This is a genomic window from Pseudomonas sp. 910_21 (assembly GCF_052850735.1).
This window is the reverse complement of the sequence record NZ_VXCY01000001.1, coordinates 411,046-421,907: the sequence shown is the minus strand read 5'-3', so window position 1 is coordinate 421,907 and position 10,862 is coordinate 411,046. Positions and strand designations below refer to the sequence as shown.

12 protein-coding genes are annotated in these 10,862 nt (G+C 62.7%); 6 read left to right on the top strand and 6 right to left on the bottom strand.

Features of this window, described 5'->3' with window-relative positions; all coding sequences use genetic code 11:
* Position 1: 1 nt before the first annotated feature.
* The gene (emhA, locus tag FW796_RS01910; protein WP_346634991.1) at positions 2-1,159 is read right to left on the bottom strand and encodes an efflux RND transporter periplasmic adaptor subunit EmhA; all 1,158 of its coding nucleotides are present in this window, start codon (positions 1,157-1,159) and stop codon (positions 2-4) included.
* Between the two features lie 265 nt (positions 1,160-1,424).
* Here emhA and emhR point away from each other — a divergent pair, with 265 nt between their 5' ends.
* A complete protein-coding gene (gene emhR / locus FW796_RS01905) occupies positions 1,425-2,057 on the top strand; it encodes an efflux system transcriptional repressor EmhR (RefSeq protein ID WP_346635024.1) in 633 nt (210 codons plus the stop codon).
* A gap of 162 nt (positions 2,058-2,219) precedes the next feature.
* Positions 2,220-3,104: a DMT family transporter gene (locus FW796_RS01900; protein ID WP_346634990.1), complete on the top strand. Its 885-nt coding sequence runs from the start codon at positions 2,220-2,222 to the stop codon at positions 3,102-3,104.
* A 64-nt stretch (positions 3,105-3,168) separates the two neighbouring features.
* Here FW796_RS01900 and FW796_RS01895 read toward each other — a convergent pair whose 3' ends face one another.
* Genes FW796_RS01895 through FW796_RS01885 form a run of 3 tightly spaced genes read right to left on the bottom strand, consistent with a single transcriptional unit; the run spans position 3,169 to position 5,739 of the window.
* Positions 3,169-4,218, bottom strand: coding sequence for an alkene reductase (locus FW796_RS01895; RefSeq protein ID WP_404938474.1), 1,050 nt, complete (start codon positions 4,216-4,218; stop codon positions 3,169-3,171).
* A gap of 33 nt (positions 4,219-4,251) precedes the next feature.
* Complete coding sequence (locus FW796_RS01890) at positions 4,252-5,418, bottom strand: MFS transporter (protein ID WP_346634988.1); 1,167 nt, start codon at positions 5,416-5,418, stop codon at positions 4,252-4,254.
* 18 nt (positions 5,419-5,436) lie between these two features.
* Entirely contained in the window at positions 5,437-5,739 is a 303-nt protein-coding gene (locus FW796_RS01885; RefSeq protein ID WP_016965050.1) for an ArsR/SmtB family transcription factor, read from the bottom strand.
* A gap of 153 nt (positions 5,740-5,892) precedes the next feature.
* On the opposite strand from FW796_RS01885, the gene FW796_RS01880 reads away from it, so the two are divergent.
* Positions 5,893-6,474 (top strand): acyl carrier protein phosphodiesterase, encoded by a 582-nt coding sequence (locus FW796_RS01880; protein ID WP_346634987.1) that lies wholly within the window; start codon positions 5,893-5,895, stop codon positions 6,472-6,474.
* Positions 6,475-6,578: 104 nt separating this feature from the next.
* On the opposite strand, the gene FW796_RS01875 is transcribed toward FW796_RS01880, so the two are convergent.
* Both FW796_RS01875 and olsB read right to left on the bottom strand, forming a co-directional pair.
* Entirely contained in the window at positions 6,579-7,373 is a 795-nt protein-coding gene (locus tag FW796_RS01875; protein ID WP_346634986.1) for a lysophospholipid acyltransferase family protein, read from the bottom strand.
* A complete protein-coding gene (gene olsB / locus FW796_RS01870; protein WP_346634985.1) occupies positions 7,373-8,128 on the bottom strand; it encodes an L-ornithine N(alpha)-acyltransferase in 756 nt (251 codons plus the stop codon). Before olsB ends, FW796_RS01875 begins: the two co-directional genes overlap by 1 nt.
* 140 nt (positions 8,129-8,268) lie before the next feature.
* Here olsB and FW796_RS01865 point away from each other — a divergent pair, with 140 nt between their 5' ends.
* The 3 genes from FW796_RS01865 to FW796_RS01855 all read left to right on the top strand — a co-directional run bounded on the left by FW796_RS01865 (position 8,269) and on the right by FW796_RS01855 (position 10,741).
* Positions 8,269-9,147 (top strand): acyl-CoA dehydrogenase, encoded by an 879-nt coding sequence (locus FW796_RS01865; RefSeq protein WP_346634984.1) that lies wholly within the window; start codon positions 8,269-8,271, stop codon positions 9,145-9,147.
* Positions 9,148-9,317: 170 nt separating this feature from the next.
* Positions 9,318-10,415, top strand: a complete 1,098-nt coding sequence (locus FW796_RS01860; protein ID WP_404938484.1) for a serine hydrolase domain-containing protein — start codon at positions 9,318-9,320, stop codon at positions 10,413-10,415.
* A complete protein-coding gene (locus FW796_RS01855; protein ID WP_446438952.1) occupies positions 10,412-10,741 on the top strand; it encodes an amidase in 330 nt (109 codons plus the stop codon). The genes FW796_RS01860 and FW796_RS01855 overlap by 4 nt, the downstream gene beginning before the upstream one ends.
* Positions 10,742-10,862 lie beyond the last annotated feature (121 nt).

The following is a 10,862-nucleotide window of genomic DNA, read 5'->3' as shown; positions in this document are numbered from 1 at the left end:
TTTACTCCCCTTTGCCGCCTGCAGCTTTGTCAGTTGCCTGTGCAGGGGCCGGGTTCTTCGCTGCTACGTTGGTTGCTTCGCTGGCCTTGACTTCAATGCCTGGCTTGACGAATTGCAGACCTTCGGTGATCAGACGGTCACCGGCTTTCAGGCCATCTTCCACCAGCCACTGGCTACCGACGGTGCGGCTGGCCTTGAGCTGGCGCAGCTCGACCTTGTTGTCCGGGCCAACCACCAGAGCGGTCGGGGTGCCTTTCAGGTCGCGGGTCACGCCTTGTTGTGGCGCCAGGATCGCTGCACTGTTCACCCCGGCTTGCAGCTGGGCGTGGACGAACATGCCCGGCAGCAGAGTGTGCTGAGGGTTGGGGAACACGGCGCGCAGGGTCACCGAGCCGGTGCTTTCATCCACCGAGACTTCGGAGAACTCCAGCTTGCCTTCGAGCTTGTACTGGCTGCCGTCTTCCAGAGTCAGTTTGACCTTGGCGGCGTTGTCGCCAACTTTTTGCAGGCGACCGCTTTCCAGCTCGCGGCGCAGCTCCAGCAACTCAACCGAGGACTGGGTGACGTCGACGTAGATCGGGTCCAACTGCTGGATCACCGCCATGGCATCGGCCTGGCCGTTGCTGACCAGAGCACCTTCGGTCACCGAGGAGCGGCCAATGCGGCCGGTCAAAGGCGACAGCACCTTGGTGTAGCGCAGGTTGATCTGGGCGCTTTGCAGTGAGGCTTCCGATTGCAGACGGTTGGCCACGGCGGTGTCGTATTCCTGACGGCTTACGGCTTGCTCGTTGACCAATTGCTTGTAGCGATCGGAAATCGACTGTGTGGACTGCAGATTAGCCTGAGCACTCTTCAGCGTTGCCTCGTAGATCGACGGATCGATCTGATAAAGCTGCTGACCCTCCTTAACATCTCCGCCTTCTTTGAACAGACGCTTGAGAATGATCCCGTTTACCTGTGGGCGAACTTCGGCGATGCGGAACGCGGTGGTCCGGCCCGGGAGTTCGGAAGTCAAGGTAAAGGCTTGTGGTTGCAGGGTGACGACGCCGACCTGAGGGGCTTGAGGGGCTGGCGCCGCCTCTTCCTTTTTACATCCGCTGAGCAGCGATGCCAGGGCGACGGCAGTGACCAGAGCGGTAACAGCTGGCTTGAGTTGCATGAAGATCCTCGGGTCAGGCACGCAAGATGCGCACAAGAAAAGTGGAAGGGTAAAAAGAGTTGGCTGAGTGGATTAGTAGCTTGCTAAGGAATATACTTACGTTCATGGTTGTTTGTAAATACCCTGGCGGCGTACCCATCCGGTTACAAAAGCCCCTGTAGGTGTTGAATTGTAGGCTGGGCAAACGGCACTCGAGATGCCGTTCCATATTTATTCAGAAGGTCTTCACGCATCGCTGAAAGATCCTGATCGAGGTTTTACTGCCATGGTCCGTCGTACCAAAGAGGAAGCTCAAGAAACCCGCAGCCAGATACTCGAGGCCGCCGAAAAGGCCTTTTACGAGCGTGGCGTGGCGCGTACCACCCTGGCCGATATCGCGGCACTGGCGGGGGTGACGCGGGGTGCCATTTATTGGCACTTCAGCAATAAGGCCGATCTGGTGCAGGCCATGCTCGACAGCCTGCGTGAACCCTTGGATGAGATGGCTGCCGCCAGTGAAAATGTAGATGAAATGGATCCGTTGGGCTGGATGCGCAAGCTGCTCATTCATTTGTTTCATCAAGTTGCCCTGGACCCGAAAACCCGACGCATTAATGAAATTCTGTTTCATAAGTGCGAATTCACCGATGAAATGTGCGATCTGCGTCGCCAACGTCGCGCCGCCAGCCTGGACTGCAACCTGCGTATCGAGCTGGCGCTGACCAATGCAGTGAATCGTGGGCAATTGCCCGAAAACCTCGACACGATGCGGGCGGCTATCAGCATGCGCGCCTTTATCGATGGCATCCTTTATCAATGGCTGCTGGCCCCTGACAGCTTCGCTCTGCACACCGAGGCAGAGCGCTGGATCGACATCGGGCTGGATATGCTGCGCTTGAGCCCGAGCCTCCGTCATTAAGACAAAATGCGTAATTGAGTCCAGTTGTGTCAAGATTTACGGCGAGGGAGATTCATTCCAGCGCTCGCCAGATCGCGATGGGGTGCTTTTATATACGGGCTGGCTGCATCTTGATAGATAGCGAGCTACGTATTTTGTAGGGATTTTGTTGCGGGTGTGTGAATGAGTGTGAACCCTTCACCGTTCAAAGGCGCAGAACAGCCAATCAAGGGTATCGCCCTGATTTGTCTGGCGGTTCTGCTCTTCGCCAGTCATGACACGCTGTCCAAATACCTCTCGGCCTTTTACCCCATCGTCATGGTGGTCTGGGCGCGTTATGTGGTTCATACGCTGCTGATGCTGGTGGTGTTCGTCCCCCGCAGCGGCTTTTCCGCGGTGGTGCGAACCAAGCGTCCCGGCCTGCAACTGCTCCGGGCCTTGTGTCTGATCGGCACCAGCCTGCTGTTCACCACCGGCCTGCGCTATATCCCCCTGGCGGAAGCCACCGCGGTCAACTTCCTTGCGCCCTTGCTGGTCACGGCCTTGTCCGTGCCGTTCCTGGGCGAGCGGGTCAGCCGCGGGCAATGGCTGGCGGTGCTCGCGGGCTTCGTCGGGGTGCTGATCGTGGTGCGTCCCGGTGGCGTACTCTTCACTCCGGCGATCCTGCTGCCCCTGGGCTCGGCGCTGTGCTTCGGCTTTTATCAGTTGCTCACCCGCAAGCTCAGCGGCATCGACAGCCCCACCACCAGCAACTTCCTGACCGGGATCTTCAACAGCCTGATCATGAGTGCGTTGTTGCCGTTCTTCTGGAGCACGCCGAGCTTTGTCCACGGCTTGTTCATGATCGGCCTTGGCACCTGCGGCATGCTTGGCCATATGCTGCTGACCCAGGCCTTCCGCCATGCCGCGCCGGCAATGCTGGCGCCGTTCAGCTACGGGCAGATTCTGTTCGCCGGCCTGTATGGCTACCTGATCTTCGGTCATACCCCAGACAGCTATGGCCTGATCGGCATCGCGGTGATCTGCCTGAGCGGCCTGGCGGTGGCCTGGACGCAACGCAAGCGCTGATCCCGGCGCTCACAAAAAAGCCCCGGCTCGCGAGAGTCGGGGCTTTTTATTTACCGATCCAGGCTTACAGCGTCGGATAGTCGATGTAACCGACCGGGCCCTTGCCGTAGAAAGTTTGCGGATGCGCCTCGTTCAACGGGGCGTCGGCCTTCAGGCGGGCCGGCAGGTCCGGGTTGGCAATGAAGGGCACGCCGAACGCCACGGCGTCAGCCTTGCCGGCGGCCAGCCAGGCATTGGCACTGTCCTTGGTGAAACGCTCGTTGGCGATGTAGGGGCCGCCGAAGGCCGCTTTCAGCTGCGGACCCAGGCTGTCAGCGCCTTCTTTCTCGCGGGAGCAGATAAAGGCGATGCCGCGTTTGCCCAGCTCGTGGGCTACATAAGTGAAGGTCTCCGCCAGGTTGTCGTCGCCCATATCATGGGAGTCGGCACGGGGTGCCAGGTGCACGCCCACTCGGCCGGCGCCCCAGATGTCGATGGCGGCGTCGGTGACTTCCAGCAGCAGGCGGGCACGGTTCTCCAGGGAGCCACCGTACTGGTCGGTGCGCTGGTTGGTGCTGCTTTGCAGGAACTGGTCCAGCAGGTAGCCGTTGGCGCCGTGGATTTCCACACCGTCAAAACCGGCGGCCTTGGCGTTTTCCGCACCGACCCGGTAAGCGTCGACGATGTCGGCGATCTCAGCGGTTTCCAGGGCGCGCGGGGTTGGGTAGTCGGCCAGTGGACGCACCAGGCTGACATGGCCCTTGGGCTGGATGGCGCTTGGCGCCACTGGCGTTTCACCGTCCAGGTAGGACGGGTGGGAAATCCGGCCCACGTGCCACAGCTGCAGGAAGATCTTGCCGCCGGCGCCGTGCACCGCCTTGGTCACGTTGGACCAGCCACGCACCTGGTCGTTGGACCAGATGCCGGGAGTGTCCGGGTAGCCCACGCCCATTGGGGTCACCGAGGTGGCCTCGCTGAGGATCAGGCCAGCGGAAGCCCGCTGCACGTAGTACTCGGCCATCAGTGCATTGGGTACGCGGCCAGCGTCGGCGCGGCAGCGGGTCAGCGGCGCCATGATGATGCGGTTGGACAGCTCGAGGTCGCCGATCTTGATCGGATCAAAGATAGTGGTCATGGAATGCAGCCTTCTATATAGGAAAGAAACGGGTCAGTGGGTCGCAGGGGCCAGTTCGGCGTTGCCGCCCTGGCGAAAGGTAATCAACGTCACCAGCAGGGCCAGGATCGCCAGGACCGCCGCCGCCAGTGGCACGCTGGTCAGGCCGAAACCGTGGGCGATGACGCTGCCGCCGACCCAGGCGCCCAGGGCGTTGCCGATGTTGAAGGCGCCGATGTTCAGGGTCGAAACCAGGTTGGGGGCAGCCTTGCCGAAGGTCACCACATTGACCTGCAGCGCCGGTACCGCGGCAAACGAAGCGGTGGCCCAGAGGAACAGGGTGATCTCGGTGGGAATCAGCGCCACGCTGGTCCAGGTCAGCACGGTGGAGACCACGGCCATGGCCGCGAACACGCCGATCAAGGTGGCCCCCAGGCGCTTGTCCGCCAGCTTGCCGCCGATGATGTTGCCCAGGGTCAGGCCCAGGCCGATCAGCAGCAGGGTCCAGGTCACGCCCTGGGGCGAGACGCCGGTGACGTCGCCGAGCAGCGGCGCAACGTAGGTGAAGAGGGTGAACATCGACGCGGCAAACAGTGCGGTCATGCTCAGGGACAGCCAGATCCCCGCGCCCTTGAGGGCTGCCAGTTCCGCACGCATGTCGAGTTTTTCCTCATCGCGCTTGGCCGGCAGGAAGCGCAGCAGGCCGATCAGCGCCACTACACCGATTACCGTCACCGCCCAGAAGGTCGAACGCCAGCCGGCTGCCTGACCCAGGGCGGTACCCAGGGGCACGCCGAGTACATTGGCCAGGGTCAGGCCGGTAAACATCAGGGCCACGGCCGAGGCGCGCTTGTTGGCGGGCACCAGGCCGGCAGCCACCACTGAACCAATACCGAAGAAGGCACCGTGGCACAGCGCAGTGATCACCCGGGCGAACATCAGCACGTTGTAATCACTGGCCAGTGCACACAGCAGGTTGCCGACAATGAAGATCCCCATCAGCGCCACCAGGGCTGCCTTGCGCGGCAGGCGTGCGGTGGCCAGGGCCATGAACGGCGCGCCGATGGCCACGCCCAGGGCGTAGCCGGTAACCAGCCAGCCGGCGCCGGGAATCGACACCCCGAGGTCCGCCGCCACATCGGGCAAAAGCCCCATGATGACGAACTCGGTGGTGCCGATGGCGAAGGCACTCAAGGCCAGGATGATGAGTGAAAGGGGCATTGTCGGGTCCTTGTCAGATCAGAGCTGTTGGCTCATTTGCGTGAGGAACTGCTGGATGACTTCCTCATTGCGTTTGAAAAAATGCCATTGGCCGACTTTCCGGCTGCTGATCAGGCCTGCACGTTGCAAGGTGGCGAGGTGGGCGGAGACGGTCGACTGCGACAGGCCGCAGCGTTGATCGATCTGTCCGGCACAGACGCCGTGCTCATTGCTGTGAGCCTGATCGGGAAATTCGACTGTCGGGTCTTTCAGCCAGTGCAGGATTTCCCTGCGAACCGGATGTGCCAGGGCTTTTATTATTTCGTCGAGGTCGAGGGACATGGCGGTGCTCGTTTTCCATAAAACGTTGTATCGCGATGAGGCGAAATTTAAATCGTTATTTCGCGATATACCAATATGATTTTGATCTTAAATCATTACTTATCGGTATATCGAGTTATAACGATATGCGAGGCGCAGTGCTAAGCTGCGCAAATGAATTATCTCGCACATCTGCACCTTGGCGGCCAGCGCCCGGGTCAATTACTCGGCAGCCTGTATGGCGATTTCGTCAAAGGGCGCCTGCAAGGGCAGTTCGCCCCGGAGGTCGAGGCGGCGATCCAGCTGCATCGGCGCATCGATACCTACACCGACAGCCATCCTCTGGTGACCGCGGCACTGTCGCGTTTCTCCCTGACCCGACGGCGTTACGCCGGCATCGTCATCGACGTGTTTTTCGACCACTGCCTGGCCCGGGATTGGCAGCATTACGCCGATCGCCCCTTGCCGCTGTTCACTGCCGAGGTGTATCGGGTGCTGGCGGCCGAACCGCAGTTGCCAGCGCGCCTGGCGCAGATTGCGCCCTATATGGCGGCGGATGACTGGCTGGGTTCCTATCGCGAATTCGCGGTGCTGGAGCAGGTGTTGCGAGGGATTGCCCGGCGCCTGTCACGGCCAGAGGAACTGACCGCGGCGATGGGCGAGTTGGAGCGGCTGTATCAGCCGTTGAGCGAAGATTTTCGTGCCTTCTACCCGCAGTTGCAGGCATTCGCCGCGCAGCACACCCAGTTACCCTGACGAACGTTCCCCCGGTAGGAGCTGGCTTGCCAGCGAAGGCGCCTTCATGAATGACGCCAGGCTTGAAGGCCTTTTCGCCGGCAAGCCGGCTCCTACAGGGCGTTTCAGGCGGCAACCAGTTCGCCGTTGCGGCGTGGTTCGGCGGGCTGTACGACATCACCGAACAGGGCTTTGTGCACCGCTTGCTGGGCCTGGAAGGCCAGCGCCGCACGTTCCTGGCCCTGGCAGGCAATGGGCTTGAGCACATGGATTTCCACTCGGCCCTGATCGTTGGCAAATAGCCGCATCAGGTGCGAGAGCAGGTCGTCGTCGCCAATGAAGGGGGCCAGGGTGTCGATCTGGCCATCGCGCAAATAACGGATCGCCACGGGTTGCAGGGATACTTCGGCATCGATGGCGCTGGCCAGCAGGCGTCCGTGGAAGGTGCGCAGGCCACGGCCGTCGGTGGTGGTGCCTTCGGGAAACAGCAGCAGCGGGTGCTGCTCCTGCAAGTGGCGGGTCATTTGCTTGCGGATCAACTGGCTGTCACCGGCCCCACGACGGATGAACAGGCTACCGGCCTTGGCCGCCAGCCAGCCCGCCACCGGCCAGGTGCGCACTTCGGCCTTGGACAGAAAGGACAGCGGCGTGAGCATGCCCAGCAGCGGAATATCGGTCCAGGACACGTGATTGCTGACCCAGAGCATCGGCTGGCGAGGCAACTCGCCGTGCACCGTGACCCGGAACGGCAGGGCATTGCTCAGGCGTGCCATGAAGAACCGCGACCAGCGCTGGCGCCGGACCATGGAATTGGCAACACCCAGGCGCTCCAGCAGGCCAAAGATGCTGGCCATGCTCAGGCCCAGCGCCACCACCAGCAGTACCCGGGCGATGCGCCCGTAGACCCGCAACCGGCGCATCAGACCGCCGCCTTGAAGTGCCGGGCATACCGCGGGCACAGCTCGTCGCGCTTGAGCAGGATGAACACGTCGGCCACCTGGAAGTCCTGGTCCCAGCAGGGTTCGCCGCAGATCTTCGCCCCCAGGCGCATGTAGGCTTTGAGCAATGGCGGCATCTCGGCGATGACATTGGAAGGGATGTCCAGGCTGGGCAGCGGGTTCTTCGGCTCGGCCCGCAGGTGTTCGGTACTCAGGTAACGCTCCCGCAGTCGCTGCATGATGGCCTGGGCCTGGATGCCGCCGTCCTGCATCGGAATGCTCGCGCACCCCATCAGGTAGCTGTAGCCGCCCTGGTTGAGCACTTCCGCCAGCTCGCCCCAGAGCACGGCGATGGTGCCGCCGTTGCGATAGGCCGGGTCGACACAGGTGCGGCCGATTTCCAGGATGGGGCCCTTGAGGTGCGTCAGGCCGTGCAGGCTGAACTCTTCCTCGCTGTAGAAACGTCCCAGGCTGCTGGCGGCCTGATGGTCCAGCAGGCGGGTGGTGGCTACCAGGCGCCCGGTGTTCAGGTCGCGGACACCGATATGGCTGCAGTGAACGTCATAGTCATCCATGTCCAGACCCAGTTCCGCGCCCTTGAGCTTGGCGTTGAACTCGCCGCTGAAGACGTTGAAACGCAGGGCCTGGGCTTCCTGCAGGGCCTGGGCGCCGATCAGGCGTTCGGCTTGCAGGCGGCGTTCAGTGCCGGTGTCGCTGATGCGGGCGATCTGAGTCATTGTGAATCTCCGTGCGGGCTACCGACCCGCCTTGGGTTGCAGCCAATCGACTTTGTTGTGCAAAGTCAGGCTATGTAGCCCCGGTGTCATCGCCATGAAGCTTTGGTGATGCTTATATGACAGCCCCTGAGGATCTTCGAATGCCCTGGCAAGCCCTGCTCGAGAGCCGTGAACGACTGCCCGTCAACCCCGATCTGGCCGAGGGCTACGGGGCTTTGCTGGCCCATTTGGGCAGCGTTACGCCCTTCGAACTGGCGGTGCTCGGGGGCCGCCTGATGGAGACTCCGGGGCTGGCGTTCCTGGTGGGCTACCAGGCGGCATTGCGCATGTTGTGGCCCAGTGCGCCGCAAAGCCTGGGGGCTTTGTGCGCGACCGAACGCCGCAGCCTGCGCCCGGCGGACATGCAGACCCGGCTGGAGGATCTGCGCCTGCAAGGGCGCAAGGATTTCGTGACCGCCGGCGATGCCGCCGACTGGCTGTTGGTGGCGGCGCGCAGCGAGGCCCCGGGTGAGCGGGCAGCATTGCGCCTGACCGTGGTCTATGCCGGAGAGCCTGGGGTCAAGGTCCAGACCCTGCCGGCCATCGCCCTGATGCCGGAGATCAGCCACGGCTGCCTGTTGCTGGAAAACGCTGCCTGCGAACTGCTGGCCGGCGATGGCTGGGACGCCTATGTCAAACCCTTCCGCACCCTGGAGGACATCTATGTCCTGAGCGCCATGCTCGCCTGGCTGTATGGCGTGGGGCAGGACAGTGGCTGGCCGCAGCCCTTGCAACTGCAGTTGCTGGGATTGCTTGCGGGCTGTGCCGAAGTCAGTCGGCAGAATCCTTCCTTGAGTGGCGGGCACATTCTATTGGGTGGTTTGTTCACGCAGTTCCAGGTATTGCGGCCTGAAATCGACGCCGCCTTCGCCAATGGCCCTGAGCGTTGGCGCAGCCAATGGTCCCGGGACCAGGCCCTGCTGGACCTGGCTGCCAGCGCCCGGGAGCAACGCCTGGCCAAAGCCCTGGCCTCGTTTTAGCAACGGCGCCCCCTTGCGTAGGAGCCGGCTTGCCAGCGAAGGGGCCGGATGGTTTTGCACAAGGCTTGATGCTCCCTACGCCAGCCAGTGCCAACAAACGAGGGCGCTTGCAGTGAAACTGTCATCCGCCTCAACTAGGCTCGGCCACTGACGTCATTCGAGGCTCATCCATGGTCAAAGGTCCGATCCTGCTGGCGTTGCTTGTATGCCTCAGCCTGCCGGCCTGGGCCGAGGAGTGGCCGGCGCAGCAATGGAGTCGAGGCCCGGTCGTCGATAGCCCGGCGCTCAAGGCTCTGGAGGACTACGCCTTCGTGCCCAGGGACGACCAGTCCCACAAAGGCATTCGTACTGATGCCTTGCTAGTGATCCGCGATGGCCAGGTGCTTTACGAGCGCTACGCCGGCGCCACCGGACCCCAGACGCCCCATCTCATCTGGTCGGCCAGCAAAAGTCTGTTGGCGGTAGTGTTGGGCGTTGCCTACGGTGAAGGCCGCTTCCAGCTCCAGGACCCCGCGGCACAATATTACCCGGCGCTACAGGCGCATCCGGCCATCACCCTGGGTGACTTGTTGCACTGGGCCTCGGGTCTGGACTGGCAGGAAGACTACGAATACGCCCCCCTCAATTCCTCAGTGGTGGCCATGCTCTACACCCGCGGGCATCGGGACATGGCGGCATTTGCTGCACAGCAGGCGCGCTCCACTCCACCGGGGCAGGCCTTCCGTTACTCCAGCGGCGATAGCAACCTGCTGGCGGCCAGCCTGCGGGGGATGGTGGGGGCGGACCAGTATGCGGACTATCCCTGGCGTGCCCTGTTCGAACCGCTGGGCATCACCCAGGCGGTGTGGGAACGCGACGCCGTCGGCACCTTCGTGGCGTCTTCCTACCTCTACCTGACGGCCCGCGATCTGGCCCGTGTCGGCCTGTTGATGCAGCGCGAGGGTCGCTGGCGTGATCGGCAGTTGCTGCCCAGGGCCTGGGTCGAGTTCAGCCGCACGCCCTTCGCTGGCTATCGGGCCAACCAGGATGAGGCGGTGGCGGGCGGGCACTGGTGGCTCAACCGCTCGGTGGACGGCGCGCCCCAGCCCTGGCCCGATGCTCCAGCGGATACCTATGCGGCCCTGGGGCACTGGGGACAGGCGCTGTATGTCCTGCCTGCACAGCGCCTGGTGATCGTGCGTTACGGCGACGACCGCGATGGCAGCTATCGGCACAATGAGCTGCTCAAGCGAGTCCTGGCGGCTTTCTCCAGCAAGGGGCAGCCATGAGACGCCGGGCCTTTTTCCGCCGTCATCCGCTGTTCGGCCTGGTGCTGGTGGCGCTGCTCCTGTTGCTGGGCTGGAGCTGGCAGCAACGGGAGGCCCTGCAAGCCTTCCCGGATATCCTCGGTGCCTATACCGCCAAGGAGTACTGCTCCTGCCGCTACGTGATGCAACACCCCGCCGACTACTGCCGGGCCTATGTGCGCCAGTACCTGCCCATCAGCGGTTTTAGCGATGAACCGCTGAGCCGACGTGTCACCGCCAGCGCCCTGGGGCGTACCCATAGCGCGCTCTGGCTGGGCCCCCGGGAAGGCTGTCGCCTCGATCCCTGATCCTGGATCAGGCATCGCTGCAGATTATGTGTTCCATCCAGTGGAACCACATTTGATTGTCCTGTGCTCCGGCTCGCGGTTATCTGACGCAGAGCTTCGAGCACGCTCCTGCGCCTCGTGC